The organism is uncultured Thiocystis sp. (assembly GCF_903866365.1).
GTDB lineage: Bacteria > Pseudomonadota > Gammaproteobacteria > Chromatiales > Chromatiaceae > Chromatium.
The window spans coordinates 1-15,581 of the sequence record NZ_CAIPNF010000502.1; the positions used below are offsets into that span (position 1 = coordinate 1).

Genomic DNA, 15,581 nt, shown 5'->3' on the forward strand with positions numbered 1-15,581 from the left:
CCCCGAGGATCGAGCCGCCACACCTCCTCCGCGAGCGCGGTCAATCCGCGTCGGCGAAAATTGGGCGAGTCGTCGAGCGCATCGAAGCGCGTCAGTTCGGTGATCGCGTAGCGGTCGGCAAACAGACGCTCGACCTCTTCGCGATGCACTGAAAAGGGTGGTCCCGCCATCTGGCTTTGATCGTAGTCGAGCGTGATCAGCAGGCTCGGGGCCGCGCTCGGTACCAGAGTCTTGAAGTGCGCCGCGTACCGGGATCGCAGCTCGGGCGGCAGGGCGATCAGCGAGGCGCGATCATAGACCGCGCCGACCTCCCGCAGATGGTCCGGGGTCAGGTCGAAGAAATCGCCGCACAGCAGGGTGAGTTCATCGGCGCGATAGCGACGCAGCGGCCCCGACTCGGTGATCTCGGGAACCAGTCCGGCCTCCGCGAAAAATTCCTCCACTGCCTGCTGGCTGATCTCCACGCCGAGCACCCGGTGTCCCTGGCTCGCCAGCCACAGCAGATCCAGGGCCTTGCCGCACAGCGGGACAAAGACCTGAAGCGCCGACGGCAAGCCGAGCCGGGGCCAGAATTCGCGCAGATGCAGATTGATCTCCGGCAGATGCCAGCCGGTTTCGCCGCGCCGCCAGCGTTCGAGCCAGAATTCCGGTTGCATGCGAGGTTTCTCCAGTTGAACAGCGTTAAGCATTTTAGAGGCAGCCACCAATGGCAGCGTTCGCCGGGTGAAACCACCATGCAGGGCAAATCTTGGTCGACCAGCTCGACCCGTCGCCGCATCTTCAGCCCGATCCCTCGATCATTGCGCCGCGAATCTCCGGGCGATTCAGGAACCGCTCGCAGGCATTGATGACGGACATCAGATCCTGTCTGCGCTTTCCTCACAGGGCACATTCCCAAACGATGATAACGCGCCAGCCGGACGCACTTGGACAGATCGGGGCTGGATAAATTATCTCTGCTCACAGAGTGAGCACTGATGCCAAATCATCTGAAATGCCAACTCCAGGTGTCAACCACGGACGGCATCACTTGAGCCGATAGGTAACTCTTAACAAGCAAAGAATGGATCCTGCGATCCAAAATCGAGATGTCGACCATCTCTGGATCGACTGCTGCTCGAAAACCCTTGTCGTACCTAAGACCGCCATGCTTGGTTAAAAGATAGCGCGCATGGAATGCGTTTTCTGACAGAGAAGGATCGATGACGCGGAAGACGAAGGTCAACCCCTTGAGCGTTTCACCCTGACAAAGCCGCTCGATCTGTGCGGCGCCAGAACAACCACGATCTTTTGGCACTGAATCTGAGTGTATATAAATGTAGAAGCGTTCGAATCGCTTCCCAGAGCGAGCAAGTTCTGCGAACTTCGCAAGAACCAGCAAACAACCCTTAATATCAGGCTTGAAGTAGGGGTCAACGAGCGCGACTTCCGCCGCCTGATTCAAAAGCAGTTCGGCGGGAAAAGTAAGACCGTCTACTGTATTGAGGCAACAGATCTCTCGTGGAACATCGAAGAACGCTTCATCGATTTCATTAACCTTCCCAATTTCCGTCGGGAAACTTTGATCGGCACCGGCATCAAGAATCACGCGGTGGAACTCACTTAGATTTGCACACGCGTTTCTCTGCCATGATATTTCCGGCTGGAAGGAGATCGCTGAAGAAATGATTCGATCTTCTTTGTAAAGCCGTAGCTTTTCGATGAACTTTTTACGTTCGATTTCTCCGAGTCCGTCAAGATTATCGATAACAGAACGTATCCAGCCTTTAGGGTAAGTCGCCAATACTCGACCTTCCGAAAACCCGAGTTTCTCCATCACATAACGGAAATCGTTCCAACGTGTTATGGCTGTCGGCTCAATCGCAAATTTCTTAATCATCGTCAGAAAACAGCTCCGCTTCTCGCTCGGCAAAAAAGCCCTTCGGCCACCGATCCAGGAATTCCCCATCGGCTGACACACGGAGTTCAACAATTTCGGTGCCATCTTCTTGTGAGTCGAAGAAAAAGAACGCCACATCCTCTGCTTTCAGTTGATAATCTAAATGCTTGATGTGTGAATTCGTGGTTTCCCGAATTCGTCGCAGTAGCCTAAGCGCCAAATGCTCGCTGTGCGTTTCCAGAACGAAAAAGTGACCAAAACGATTCATGCAGGTCACGAAAAAATCACCGATCTCAGTCTGTAGCTTCGGATGAAGATGCAATTCTGGCTGCTCGATAAAAGACTGTGGAGACAGCAATCCAACTGCGAGAACGGGAATGATCTGAGGTATCCCCGCACCGACTTCGTTAAAGTTGACCGGCATAGACAGGGACTCGTCAATAAGTCTCAATAGAACGATTCTTTGTGGGATGGCTGCGGTGTCCCCGATTTTCAATCCATCAAGTGATGGATACAAAAACGTAGATTTATATTCGGAGAGGGTGACAAGAAGTCGGTGTTTCAGGCCGAGTCTTTGTGGAGAGCACAGCCAATCATTAATCATGCCCAACGCGATTCCGGGGTAACTTTTTGAATCGTGTGCTTCAGCTTTTTTGCGAGCTTTTTCTCTCCTATTAGCTAGATAGCTTTTGTACGTATCCAGTTCCGTAAAATCAGTTGTACCTGCAGATATTATCCCGTCTATTTCGATGTCGCCAGTTTCTAGCCTCTCATTAAAGTCCCTCGCGATCGTATACCATGCCTTGCCCCCATCAACCCAATTCCATTCTGATTGACCTTGGATTGTCGCATAAATAGAATCGTCTCGCACCAGGAAAGTCAGATCTTCTTGCTGCGGAATCTTTCTGACCGGACCCAAATGAAGGAAGCTATCGACCGCATTAGCAATGAGGTCAAGCGGAGTATGAACAAGGAAATTCTGCAGGCCACGCCATATGAAAAAGAGTCGCCGGAACTCGTCGTAGGGAATTTTTCCATCATAAAAGCCGAGGAGCATCTCGTCATCTACCGTAAATTCTCCCCTGCGGAACTCATGTAAGCTCATCACAACAAAAAATTCATTAATGTTCTTTGCACCCCAAAAAAGATCATGGAGAGTTTGGAGGTTGTAACCGAACGGTTCTAGTTCGGCATCTAGATCTTTGAGTATTTGGTGATCTTGATTGTAATAGATGGAATATGATGTTAGCACTATCAGCAAAACGGAATTAACTGAAATCTCAGTCACCCATGAAAAACCATAAGAGCCGCGTTCATACTCAAGACCATACTCAAGACCAAAGTCACCAATATATTTCTCATCCATGAGAAGCCATGAAATTCTGGTATTTTTATCCTGATCGAATTCCATTGTGAAGCGCACGTCTATTTCTGCTTGTGTGCGATCATCGCCGGAAACGGAATAGAAAGACTTAACGAGACGCGGGTGCTGCTCGGCAAAATCGTTCGTGATTGCGCTTCGAGTTTTCGCGCCAATCGGAGGTGGAAGAGAAGAAACGAACGCAGAGACGCCGATGCTCATGTCAAGACGATGATCATGATTATGCACGGCACGGCGTAGCGGGCCGTCGAATAATATTGGATCGCCGGCTCTGCATAGGGTGCCGACCTGTCGAATCGCATCAAAAACAGAACTCTTCCCGGCCGAATTTGGACCAAACAACAAGGTGATCGGCGCAAAATTTAGCTGACTAGGCCCCTTGATGCTCTTGAAGTTTTCTAGGTGCAGACGAGTAAGATAAGTGCGGCTTTGGGTTGTCATGATGATGGCGGGCAGGGTCGAGGGAGCGATTGGGATGGCCAGACGAAACGACATGGGCATTTAGCCCCGTTGCTCTCTGGCCAGGGTGCGAGCGACGTTCAGATGTGTAGCAACCGAATGATCTCGCGCTTGGCCTGATCGAGTTTGTCGGGATTGGTCTTTGCTGACAGCTTCTCGCGCGGCTTCTCACCCAGAAAATAGGCGATCCGTTCGGCATTGGCGCCGGAAGGGTGTGGCATGCCGTGCAACACGCGGGCGGGGCGCAGACCATGCTGCCGTGCGACCCACTCCAACGCAGCCGATGGCTTGGGTCCGAGCGGGATAAAGATGGCGTGTGACAAGGTTTCGATGAGCGGAGCGAGATGGGATGTCAGGTAGCGCGTCAGCATGGGATGACCTGTCATCTCTGGCGTTCCATTGTAGTCTTTGCCATCCTTGAAGACAGGGAAGACGATGGCGGACGCGCTCTGAAGCCAGTCGGCCTTGGTCTCGAAGAGTTCTCCACTGGTTGCGATTCCGAGATGGCTCTGCAGCCCGACCGCGTCGAGCATCTTGACGAGCGCGGGACGCATCTTACCGCTGAATCCGGCCGAACGCATCGCACGCCGCATTGCTTCCTGACCCGTGAAGCCGCTCGCCATTGCGGCACGCACGGCCTGGATGGCGTTGGAGGCTTGTGTGAGGCCAGGTGTAATTCCGAGGAGGACGACTCTTGCTTCGGGGTTGGTGTAGTCGCAAGGCGCGTAATAAATCGACAAGGTTCCATCGCGTTCCAGTAGCAAGTCAGGCGGAAGCGGCCCCGACGCACCCTTGGTGACCGGGCTACTCTGCTCGGCGAGGATCGCTTCGCGGAAGCGTGCAAAGAGTTTTGTTGACATCGTGTCCTCATTATCCGTTCTATGATCCAAAACAGCGATTACACAGTGTTTGCTGTTTCATTGATTCCCCATCCCCCTATGTCGTGAACGATCTCCATACTCTCACGCCACCCGCCGAAACGCCTCAAATCGTTCAGCCAGATAATCCCGATTGGGCCGATCGCCATCATGACGAGGAAGGCGAATTTTCTGGCCGTGCAACCCCTTGATCCCCGCCTCCAACGTCGGTCCATCGTGCTGCCTGAGTACGGAGTCAGCGATGACGATCCGCCCGTCCGGGTCGATGCCCAACCGATTTCGGTCGGCAGCGGTGTGGTGCAGGATCGAGAGACAGATTCCGTTGGTGATCTCCGGCTGTCCGCGCTCGTCGCGGTCCGGGATGATGTGCGCGGCTTGCAGCAGTTCCGGGATGGGCAAGCCCGAAACCGAACAGCGCCGGCCGTAGGCGGAAAGCACAAGCTCGCGGAATTCGGCTTGATGCAGACGGACTTTCGCCTCAATCGCGCTATAGCGGCGCTCGATGGGCTGCGTTGCCTCGCGCGCTTCGGACGGTTGCACCAACTCATATTGGCCGGCGATCTCGCGTACCTCGGATCGCTGGGCCAGCTAGAAGTCGTCTGCTCAATCGTCCGCATCGAGATCGGCCATCAGGTCGTCCACGGAGTCGAAAGACCGCAGTTGGCCGCGACGTTCTTCCTTCATCGCCTCGATCGTTTCGGGGTTGGGAATCAGCGGATCGAAGGGGGGGCGTGCTCTTGTGCCACGCGCGTCAGCATCAGGCGCACCGCGTCGGAAATGGTCAGTCCCATCGCCGCCAGGACAGCGGTCGTTTCCTCTTTCACGTCACCGTCGATGCGAGCCTCTACCCGTGCATTGGCGGCCATTGGGTATCCCTCTCGGTTGCTTGACATTGGCATGCTCAGGAGTGTGCAACCCGCTGGTTAGGGGCGCAATTGCGTATCTGCCTGCTGTCTCTGGGCGATGGCGCAGCCTGGCTCCTCTAATCATCAATAGTGGGTACATCCGGGAGCGCCATGACCAGATCCGGATACTGATCGAACGGCTCGGTGGCCAGCAATCGCTGGCGTACGAACGTGGGCGACAACCCTTGCCCGCCGAACCGCCGTGGAGATCGGCGGTGTCGGCGTCGATGCCAAACCCGAAGCTATTGCAACTTATCCCCCATCAATCGCCGCACGACGACATAAAAGACCGGGACGAACAGCACTCCGAGCAGGGTCGCGCCGACCATCCCGCCCATGACGCCGGTGCCGATGGCGTGACGGCTGTTGGCGCCCGCGCCGGTGGAGATGACCAGCGGGGTGACGCCCAGGATGAAGGCGATGGAGGTCATGAGGATGGGCCGGAAACGCAGTCGGCAGGCTTCCAGGGTGGACTCCAACAGACTGTGCCCGGACTGGCGCAGGGTGTTGGCGAACTCGATGATCAGAATGGCGTTCTTGGCCGAAAGACCGATGACGGCGATGAGTCCGACATTGAAATAGACATCGTTCTCCAGCCCGCGCAGCCAGGTGAAACTGAGCGCGCCCAGCATGCCCAGCGGAACCACCAGCATCACCGCCGCCGGGATCGACCAGCTCTCGTAGAGCGCGGCGAGCGCCAGAAAGACCACCAGCAGCGAGAGCGCGAACAGGATCGGCGCCTGTTGTCCGGAGATGATCTCCTGCAGCGAGGCGCCGGACCATTCGTAGCCGATGCCTGACGGCAGGTCGTTTTCGACGATCGACGCCATCGCCGCCATGGCCTGACCGGAGCTGTGTCCGGGGGCCGCGCCGCCGTTGATCTGGATGGCGCCATAGCCGTTGTAGTGGTCGATGGCCGGCGGGGCGGTGCCCCAGGTGGGCGTGACCACGCTGCTCAGTGGGACCATGTCGTCGAGCCCGCCCTGACTGCTCGGGATGTAATAGCGATCCAGGTCTTCCGGGCGACTGCGATAGGCGGCGTCCGCCTGCAACAGCACCTTGAGCACGCGCCCCTGATAGTTGAAGTCATTGGCGTAGACCGGCGCCAGCATGAGCTGGATGGCGCTGTAGATGTCCCCAAGGTCGAGCCCCATCGACTGCGCCTGAAGACGATCCACCGTGAGCTGAACCTCCGGCGCGTCCTCCAGTTGATTGGGTCGCACCCCGGCCAGGACCGGATTCTGACCCGCCGCCCCGAGCAGCGCGTTACGCGCCTGCATCAAGGAGTCATGCCCGAGACCGGCGCGATCCTCCAACCGGAAGTCGAAACCGCCGAAGCGCCCCAGCCCCCGGATCGTCGGCATGTTGACCACAAAGATGCGCGCGCCCTGGATGGATTGCAGCATGCCATTGGCCGCCGGAATGAACGCCTCGATCTGCTCGGCCGGATCGGTGCGCTCGTCCCAATCCTTCAGCCGGATGAAGCCCAGGCCCACGTTCTCGCCCTGACCCACGAAGCTGAAACCGGCCACATGCAGCACCCGATCCACCGCCGGATGCCGCTTGAGGATCGATTCCATCTCCTTCAGAACCGCCGCGGTGCGCTGCATGTTGGCGCCGGGGGGCAACTGAATGATGGCGAAGGCGTAGCCCTGATCTTCTTCCGGCAGGAAGCTGGTCGGCAGTTTGACGTAGAGATACCCGGCGACGATCACCAGCGCGATGAAGGCGACCATCCAGCGCGGGGCGTGGCGGATCGCACCGCCGACCCGCGCCAGATAGGCGCGCGCGACCCAGCCGTAGCCAGTGTTGAAACCGCGCAGGAACCAATTTGGCTGTTTGTCATGGACCGGTCGCAGCAGGGTGGCGCAGAGCGCCGGGGTGAAACTCAGGGCCATGAGCGCGGAAATGCCCATGGAGATGGCGATGGTGAGCGAGAACTGACGATAGATGACGCCCACGCTGCCGCCGACCAGCGCCATCGGAATGAAGACCGCCGCCAGCACCATCGTCATGGCGATGACCGCGCCGGTGATCTGATCCATCGCCTTGCGCGCCGCCTCTTTCGGCGACAAACCTTCCTCGGTCATCAGCCGCTCGACGTTCTCGACCACCACGATGGCATCGTCCACTACTAGGCCGATGGCGAGCACCAGCCCGAACAGGCTCAGGACATTGATTGAAAAACCCGCCAGATACATGCCGGCGAAGGCGCCGGTAATGGCGACCGGAACCACCAGGGTCGGGATCAGGGTCGCGCGCAGATTCTGCAGGAACAGCAGCATGACCAGAAACACCAGCACCACCGCCTCGGCCAGAGTCTTGACCACTTCCTGAATCGAGATCCGCACGAACTGCGTGCTGTCGTAAGGCGTGACCCAGCCCACGCCATCGGGGAGATAGCGGACCAGTTCGTCCATCTTGGTACGCACCGCCTCGGCCACGTCCAGCGCATTGGCCTCGGGGGCGAGCTGAATGGCGAAACCGGCGACCGCGTCCCCGGCCAGATGCACCTCGCGCCCGAAGGACTCGGCCCCCAGACCGATGCGCGCGACATCCTTGAGTTGCACATGACTGCCGTCGGCATTGGCGCGCAGGATGATGTCGCCGAACTCCCCGGCGCTGGTGAACCGACTGGCGGCGCTGACCGAGGCGGTAAACCCCTGACCGGGCAGGGCCGGCTCGGCACCGATGGAGCCGGCGGCCACCTGGATATTCTGGGCGCGCACCGCGTTCAGCGCCTGGGCGGCGCTCAGTCCATAGCCGCGCAGTTTGTCAGCGTCGAGCCAGATGCGCATGGCATAGCCCGAACCGAACTGGGTCGCCCCGCCCACCCCCGCCAAACGCCGGATCGGGTCGAGAATCTGCGCGGCGATCAGGTTGTCCAAGGCATTGCTGTCGATGGCCGGATCGGTGGACTTGAGCGCGACCACCATCAGGAAGTCGTTATTGGCCTTGGCCACGGTGATGCCGTTGCGCACCACTTCCTCGGGCAGGCGCGACTCGGCCACGCTCAGGCGATTCTGGACCTGCACTTGGGCGATGTCGGGATCGGTGCCGGTCTCGAAGGTCAGGGTGATCTGCGCCGAGCCATTGGAGCGCGAGGTGGAGTCGAAATAAAGCAAATTATCGACGCCGGTGAGCTGCTGCTCGATGACCGAGACGACGGTTTTTTCGACGACCTCCGCGCTCGCGCCCGGATAGGAGGTGCTGATACTGACCTGCGGCGGGGCGATCGGCGGATAGGCCGAGACCGGCAGCTTGAAGATGGCGACGGTGCCGCCCAGGGTGATGAGGATCGCGATGACCCAGGCGAAGATGGGACGGTCGATGAAGAAACGTGGCATGGGATCGAGTTGTCAGTTGTCAGTTGTCAGTTGTCTGGATGATTCGAGCCCATTGAGCAGGCGTTTCAGTCATCCAAAAGCGAACGGCGCAGGTGAGAGGGGGCTCTATCTGCAAACAGGTCTCTATGCTCCCTTTTTGGCGTCGGCTGGTCGGTCGGCTGGGGCCGCCTTCGCCATGGCGCCCGGTTTGACCTTCTGCAGGCCCGCGACGATGACCTGGTCGCCATCGGCCAGATCGCCGGTCAGGATCCACTCGGTGCGCGTCATGCCGTGGGTCTCGACCTGACGTTGAGCCACCTTGCCGTCGGCCTCCAGAACCATCACCGACGCACCCTTGGCATCGCGGGACAACGCGGCGTGCGGCAGCAGGAAGGCATGGTCCAACTGACCCACGGTCAGACGAAGCGTGACGAACATCCCCGGCAGCAACACGCGGCGCGGATTGGGCACGGTGGCGCGCAGCGAAACGGCGCCAGTGCCCGGATCGACCGCCAGATCGGAGAAATCCACCGCGCCGGCTTCGGGATAGGTCGTCCCGCCGGGCAGCAGAACTTCGACTTTTGCCTTGGCGGCGGGTGTTTTCGTGCCTTGGGCGCCGGCCGCCTCGCGCTGCAATTCGGTGAGTTCCTGGACCGACTGGCTGAAATTGACATAGATCGGATCGATCTGTTCGACCGTCGTCAACAGCGTGGCCTCGCCCTGGCCGACCAGTGCGCCCTCGGTCACCAGCGCGCGCCCGGCGCGTCCGGCGATGGGCGCGCGCACGGTGGCGTAACTCAGATCGAGCCGGGCGGTGTCCACCATGGCACGCGCCTGCTTGACCGCCGCCGCCGTGGTGCGCTCGGCCGCCTGAGCGGTGTCGACATCCTGTTGCGAGATGGTCTTTTTCTCGCGCAGTTCGGCATAGCGGCTGGCGGTCAGGGCAGCGTTGACCGCGTCCGCCTCGGCCTTGGCCAGGGCGGCTTCCTCGGCATTGAGCTTGGCCTGCAACTGGGCCGGGTCGATCTGGAACAGAATCTGGCCCTGCTTGACGTCAGTGCCTTCGGGATAGGTCCGATCGAGGACGATGCCCGCCACCCGCGCCCGCACTTGCGCGGTGCGGGTCGCCGCCAGCCGGCCGACCAGTTCGCGGGTGAGCGGTGCCGATTGAGCCTGGGCGGTCACGACCGAGACCTCGGGCGTCGGCATCTGGGCGCCTGGACCCGCAGCCGGACCCGCTGGCTTCTCGCAGCCAACCAGCAGAATGGCGCACGCCGCGAGCGCCGCCAGACGGAACAACATCGACCTCATGATGAACACTCCAGACTCGCAATCGCCGTGGGACGGATAGTATGCCGCAAATTAGTGGACGCCATCGTTCATTATTATAGGCGGAGTCGAGTCCGTGAGGGAATGTCGGTCATCCCGCGCGTCAAAACAGCGATGCGCTCAATTCATTGATCGCCGAGAGCATGTCCGGGTCGTCCGTCAGCGCCTGAGCGATGGCGCTGCGGCAGGACACCACTGGATCCACCCCGCCGACGATCAGCTTGGCGGCATGCACCAGCAACCGCGTCGATGCACCCTCGTCCAGCCCCTGTCCTTTCAGATTGCGCGTCATGTGCGCGAACTTGACCAATTGACGCGCCCGCGCGGCGTCGATCCCGGACTCTTTCTCGACGATCGTCTGCTCCAGGACCGCGCCGGGATAGTCGAATTCCAGCGCGACGAAGCGTTGCCGGGTCGACTGTTTGAGATCCTTCAGCACGCTCTGATAGCCGGGATTATAGGAGATCGCCAGACAGAACTCGGAGGGCGCCTCCAGCAGTTCGCCGACCTTCTCCATCGGCAACACCCGCCGGTCGTCAGCCAGCGGATGGATGACCACCGTGGTGTCCTTGCGCGCCTCGACGATCTCGTCCAGATAGCAGATCCCGCCCGCGCGCACCGCGCGCGCCAGCGGTCCGTCCACCCAAACGGTCTCGCCGCCGCGCACCAGAAAGCGCCCGACCAGATCCGAGGAGGTCAGATCGTCGTGACAGGAGACGGTGATCAGCGGCCGCTTCAGGCGCCAGGCCATGTGCTCCATGAAACGGGTTTTGCCGCAGCCGGTCGGACCCTTCAGCAGGATCGGCAGCCCGTGACGATAGGCCGCCTCGAAGACCGTGATCTCGTCGCCGACCGGCGCGTAATAGGGTTCGTCCTCGATAAAATATTCCTCGGGCTTGAGGACTCGTAGCTGATGCTGCACCGGCGGTCTCCGTGCGTGGTTTGATAAGGATCAAGGAATGGGGGCCGGCGCGCGGCGGCGCAAGACCGCGCCGAGTGGCCAGGATGACGGATTTTCTTTGCGTCCCTGGCGCCTTTGCGGTTCAAATGCGGCTGCTTCCCTTCTATCCATCCAGATCAGGTATCACGATGAGCAAGATCCACTTCGTCGGCGGCGAAAAAGGCGGTGTCGGCAAATCCGTCCTGGCGCGGCTGCTGGCCCAATACCATATCGATCAGGGGCTCCCCTTCGCCGCGTTCGACACCGATCGTTCCCACGGCGCCCTGCTGCGTTTTTACGCCGATTACAGCCAGCCCATGGTTCTGGACGATTTCGAAAGCACGGATCAACTCATGGAGTCGGCCCTGGAGACCGATCGGGACATCCTGGTCGATCTGGCGGCGCAGACCTCGCTGCCGCTGCATCGGTGGATCGATCAGAACGACTTTCTGTCACTCGCGGACGAGGTACAGGTCCAGATCGTCTTCTGGCATGTGCTCGACGATGGCGCCGATGCCATCGCCCTGCTCGATCATCTGTTCAAACGCTATGATCGCGCCGCTGCTTATGTGGTGGTCAAGAATTATGGGCGCGGCAAGAATTTTTCCGCCTACGAGGCATCGGCAGCGCGACTCCTGGCTCGGGAGATGGGGGCCGCGGCTTTCGATCTGCCGGACCTGCATGCCGCGACCATGCGTAAAATCGACCATGGGAGTGCCAGCCTGTGGGCGGCTGCGCACACGAAAGACTCGGGGCTTGGTCTGATGGACCGCCAACGGGTCAAGGTCTGGAAAAATCGCATCTATCAACAATTCAACCAGGTTTCCGAGGGGCTGTTTACGCCTGCTCCTACGGTTGTACCGGACGTGCAGGACGGATTTTGATCCTCCTCGGGACCAAACTCGGCCATGCGAGCGAGGTGCGGCTACCGGACCGAGCGCAGCTGCTCGCGCTGGCGAGAGGGGTGCGATCAAGTGACGACGCTTGTTTTTGCCGTGATTAAACCGCGTCCAGACCGGGGTAAGGTAGTATCTCACTCACATTTGCCTCTTTCCGTGGCCGCTGTCATCGAGTATTGCCCCGATGCATGAAATTTCCCAAGATCAGGCGCTGGAGCGCGATGTCCAGTTGTTCACCGCCCTGCTGGGCGAGGTGCTGCGCGAGCACAGCCGCAAGCGTGTCTTAGTCATCGTCGAACGCTTGCGCGAAGGCTTTATGCAGTTGCGCGAGCGGGAAGACGCTGAACTGCGCGAGAAGCTGATGAAGCGCATCGAGGGGTTGGATGCCCAGACCCTGTCTGAGGTCATTCGCGCCTTCACCATCTATTTCGGTCTGGTCAACACCGCCGAGGAACTCAATTCCCATTTGACGCGCATGGACCGCATCTCGGCCGGCGAACGACTGTGGGTCGGTTCCTTCGACGACACGGTGCGCCAGTTCCAGGAAGACGGGATCAGCCCGGAGCATTTCCAGAGCCTGCTGGAACACCTGCTCTATCTGCCGGTGTTCACCGCGCACCCCACCGAGGCCAAGCGGCGGACCATCTCCGAGACCTTTCGGCGGATCTTCCTGGTCGGTCAGGATCTGCGCCGGCGCAAGCTCAACGACGAGGAGATCGAGGAAAAGCTTCAGGAGATCCTGACCCAGATCCAGATTCTCTGGAAGACCGACGAGGTGCGGGTCCACAAACCCCAGGTCATCGATGAGGTCCGCCAGGGGCTGTATTTCTTCCGTGAATCGCTGTTCGAGGCGGTGCCGCTGGTCTATCGTTTTCTGGAGAAGGCGGTGCGGCGGGCCTACGGAGCCAACCATGGTATCAAGGTGCCGAGCTTTATCCGCTTCGGTTCCTGGATCGGCGGCGACCGCGACGGCAATCCCTTCGTGACCCCGGAGACGACCGAGCTGGCGGTGCGCATGTACGCCGAGCTGGCGTTGGAGGAATATCTGGAGCGCATCCGCAAACTGCGTCGGATGCTCAGCCATTCCAGCGGATTCTGCCAGCCCTCGCCAGCCCTGCTCGATAGTCTGGACACGGACGAGAACTATTGGGTCGCGACCATGGGCCAGAGTCTGCGTCGCTTCCTGAACGAACCCTACCGGCGCAAGCTGGCCATGATGAGCCATCGTCTTGACGCGAATCTAGCGCGCGTCCGCGCCCGTATCGAGAACCGCGACGCCGACCATGTGTCCCGCGGCTACGGCAGCGACCGCGACTTTCTCGCCGATCTCTATCTCATCCGCGATTCGCTCATCCATCATGGCGACGCCAGCGCCGCGGCCGGTCCTCTGCAGGATCTGATCCGTCTCGCCGAGACCTTCGGTTTCCATCTGGTGCATCTGGATATCCGGCAGGAATCCACCCGTCACACCGAGGCCGTCACCGAGCTGTTCGCCCGTCAGGCCGGCGCGCCCTTTTATCAGGCGTTCACCGAGGAACAGCGTCTGATGGCGCTGTCCGAGACCATCGCCCACCCGCATCCCTTCGTGATTGACAAGGCCACCCTGACCCCGGAGACCCGCGAGACGCTGGAGGTCTTCGAGGTCATCGCGCGCTTGCGCGCCGAGATCGGCGAGCGGGTCTTCGGCCAATACGTCATTTCCATGACCCACGCCGCCAGTCATGTCATGGAGGCGATGCTGCTGGCGCGCTTGGCCGGACTGGCCGGGAAGGATCGTCAGGGCTGGTTCTGCAACATCCAGATTTCGCCGCTGTTCGAGACCATCGACGACCTGGAGCATATCGACCAGGTGATGGGTACCTTGTTCGATCATCCGACCTATCAGGCGCTGCTCAAGGCATCAGGAAATCAACAGGAGGTGATGCTCGGATATTCGGATTCCTGCAAGGACGGCGGCATTCTCTCCTCAGGCTGGAACCTGTTCGAGGCGCAGAAAAAGATCATCGCGCTCGCCGACGACCGCGGCGTGTCCTGTCGGATCTTTCACGGTCGCGGCGGCACCGTGGGTCGCGGCGGCGGTCCGACCCACGAGGCGATCCTGGCCCAGCCGGTCGACACAGTGCATGGTCAGATCAAATTCACCGAGCAGGGCGAGGTGTTGTCCTATCGCTATGCCAATCCGGAAACCGCCCGCTATGAGTTGACCATGGGCATCAGCGGTCTCATCAAGGCCAGCCGCTGTCTGATCGAGCCGCCGGTGGAAGAGCGCAACGACTATCTCGGGATCATGGACGAACTGGCCCGCTACGGCGAGGAGGCGTACCGCAAGCTGATTCGGGAGACCGAGGGTTTTCTCGATTATTTCTACGAATGCACCCCGCTGGATGGCATCGCGCTGCTCAACATCGGTTCGCGTCCGTCGCATCGCAAGAAGGCCGACCGTTCGCTCGGCTCCATCCGCGCCATCCCCTGGGTCTTTGGCTGGGGCCAGTCGCGCCATACCCTGCCGGCCTGGTTCAGCATCGGTCACGCCATCGAGCGCTATCGCAACAATGATCTGGAGCGTCTGGCGAAGCTCCAGAAGATGTATCAGGACTGGCCCTATTTCCGCGCGCTGCTCTCCAACACCCAGATGTCGCTGTTCAAGGCCGAGATGCGGATTGCCCATGAATACGCCCGCCTGGCCGAGAACCGCGAACAAGCCGAATCCATTTACCGCCTGATCGAGGACGAATACAACCGGACCCTGACCCAGGTTCTCAACGTCGCCGGGCTGCGCGGTCTGATGGAGGAAACCCCCGAGCTTCATCACTCGCTGGCCCGCCGCAACCAGTATCTGGACCCTTTGAGTTATATCCAGGTCGCCGTGCTCGGACGCTATCGCTCCGAGCCGGTGGAGGAAAAACGCGAGGAATGGCTGGACCCGCTGCTGCGGTCCATCAACGCCATCGCGGCGGGGATGCGGAATACCGGATAATGCGCCTGAGCACCGACATCCTGTCAGCCCTGGTGCAGCCGACATCTTATCGGCGACGCGTGCGAAAGCATTTTTTCTTCCATCCAAGTCCCTGTCGCAATTCGGCAAGGTGGGAGTCCACATCCTCGGGCGATTGCTCGGCCAACGTCCGATCCGGATCGGCCGCGATGTCATGCTCCGCGTGGACTATCCTCCAGCGGGTGCCGCCTGTTGATAATGTGATCTAACCCGGATGTTTCATAAACCTGTGGGCAGGCCCAGAAACCGACGATCATGATCGGGTTCAAGGGCGATGCAGCCGGCCGGACAGGTTGCCGACGCGTGCGACGCGGGCGGATTTGCCCCTTGACGGTCGGAACCGGCTCGCCCGAGCGTCCCGGAGGGGTGGCGTGGCCATCGGACAGGCGCGAGCGATCCTGCCCGAACGGGCCAGGTCGTTCTTGAGCATCGTTGATGCAATTTTCGTCCTGACCGCGCGCGCGGGTGGTGCCTTGCAAAAATGTGATAATGAGCGATACTGACCCCATGGCTCAAGCACCGGCGGGGACAAGGCGATGGCGGCACAGTTAATCAGCAACAACGGCCAGGAGGTGACGATCCAAGTCACC

At 60.0% G+C, this 15,581-nt stretch carries 10 protein-coding genes and 1 pseudogene; 2 read left to right on the plus strand and 9 right to left on the minus strand.

Going from position 1 to position 15,581, the window contains the following annotated elements; translation table 11 throughout:
- From QZY07_RS27190 to QZY07_RS27230, 9 genes and pseudogenes are all read right to left on the minus strand, one after another.
- On the minus strand, positions 1-656 hold a 656-nt coding region (locus QZY07_RS27190; RefSeq protein ID WP_295409664.1), incomplete at its 3' end, for a thiopurine S-methyltransferase.
- 329 nt (positions 657-985) lie between these two features.
- Positions 986-1,879, minus strand: coding sequence for a hypothetical protein (locus tag QZY07_RS27195; RefSeq protein WP_295409667.1), 894 nt, complete (start codon positions 1,877-1,879; stop codon positions 986-988).
- Complete coding sequence (locus QZY07_RS27200) at positions 1,872-3,755, minus strand: DUF3696 domain-containing protein (protein ID WP_295409670.1); 1,884 nt, start codon at positions 3,753-3,755, stop codon at positions 1,872-1,874. The genes QZY07_RS27195 and QZY07_RS27200 overlap by 8 nt, the downstream gene beginning before the upstream one ends.
- 44 nt (positions 3,756-3,799) lie before the next feature.
- A complete protein-coding gene (locus QZY07_RS27205; protein WP_295409673.1) occupies positions 3,800-4,579 on the minus strand; it encodes a hypothetical protein in 780 nt (259 codons plus the stop codon).
- A 102-nt stretch (positions 4,580-4,681) separates the two neighbouring features.
- Positions 4,682-5,137 carry an HNH endonuclease gene (locus QZY07_RS27210; RefSeq protein ID WP_295409675.1) on the minus strand — a complete coding sequence of 152 codons (456 nt, stop codon included), beginning with the start codon at positions 5,135-5,137 and terminating at the stop codon, positions 4,682-4,684.
- Between the two features lie 63 nt (positions 5,138-5,200).
- Positions 5,201-5,463, minus strand: a pseudogene (locus tag QZY07_RS27215) (type II toxin-antitoxin system RelB/DinJ family antitoxin).
- Between the two features lie 281 nt (positions 5,464-5,744).
- Complete coding sequence (locus tag QZY07_RS27220; RefSeq protein WP_295409678.1) at positions 5,745-8,849, minus strand: efflux RND transporter permease subunit; 3,105 nt, start codon at positions 8,847-8,849, stop codon at positions 5,745-5,747.
- Positions 8,850-8,972: 123 nt separating this feature from the next.
- Positions 8,973-10,139, minus strand: a complete 1,167-nt coding sequence (locus tag QZY07_RS27225) for an efflux RND transporter periplasmic adaptor subunit (protein ID WP_295409681.1) — start codon at positions 10,137-10,139, stop codon at positions 8,973-8,975.
- 121 nt (positions 10,140-10,260) lie between these two features.
- Entirely contained in the window at positions 10,261-11,079 is an 819-nt protein-coding gene (locus tag QZY07_RS27230) for a CbbQ/NirQ/NorQ/GpvN family protein (RefSeq protein WP_295409683.1), read from the minus strand.
- Between the two features lie 167 nt (positions 11,080-11,246).
- Here QZY07_RS27230 and QZY07_RS27235 point away from each other — a divergent pair, with 167 nt between their 5' ends.
- Both QZY07_RS27235 and ppc read left to right on the plus strand, forming a co-directional pair.
- On the plus strand, positions 11,247-11,981 hold the full coding sequence (locus tag QZY07_RS27235; protein WP_295409684.1) for a mobilization protein: 735 nt from the start codon (positions 11,247-11,249) through the stop codon (positions 11,979-11,981).
- Between the two features lie 199 nt (positions 11,982-12,180).
- Entirely contained in the window at positions 12,181-14,973 is a 2,793-nt protein-coding gene (gene ppc, locus QZY07_RS27240; protein WP_295409687.1) for a phosphoenolpyruvate carboxylase, read from the plus strand.
- The last annotated feature ends 608 nt before the right edge of the window (positions 14,974-15,581 follow it).

Excerpts from the sequence above, each read along its gene's own strand:
- QZY07_RS27205 (WP_295409673.1), bottom strand. The coding sequence starts at position 4,579 with ATGTCAACAAAACTCTTTGCACGCTTCCGCGAAGCGATCCTCGCCGAG.
- QZY07_RS27195 (WP_295409667.1), bottom strand. The coding sequence starts at position 1,879 with ATGATTAAGAAATTTGCGATTGAGCCGACAGCCATAACACGTTGGAAC.
- QZY07_RS27225 (WP_295409681.1), bottom strand. The coding sequence starts at position 10,139 with ATGAGGTCGATGTTGTTCCGTCTGGCGGCGCTCGCGGCGTGCGCCATT.
- QZY07_RS27220 (WP_295409678.1), bottom strand. The coding sequence starts at position 8,849 with ATGCCACGTTTCTTCATCGACCGTCCCATCTTCGCCTGGGTCATCGCG.
- QZY07_RS27235 (WP_295409684.1), top strand. The coding sequence starts at position 11,247 with ATGAGCAAGATCCACTTCGTCGGCGGCGAAAAAGGCGGTGTCGGCAAA.
- QZY07_RS27200 (WP_295409670.1), bottom strand. The coding sequence starts at position 3,755 with ATGTCGTTTCGTCTGGCCATCCCAATCGCTCCCTCGACCCTGCCCGCC.
- ppc (WP_295409687.1), top strand. The coding sequence starts at position 12,181 with ATGCATGAAATTTCCCAAGATCAGGCGCTGGAGCGCGATGTCCAGTTG.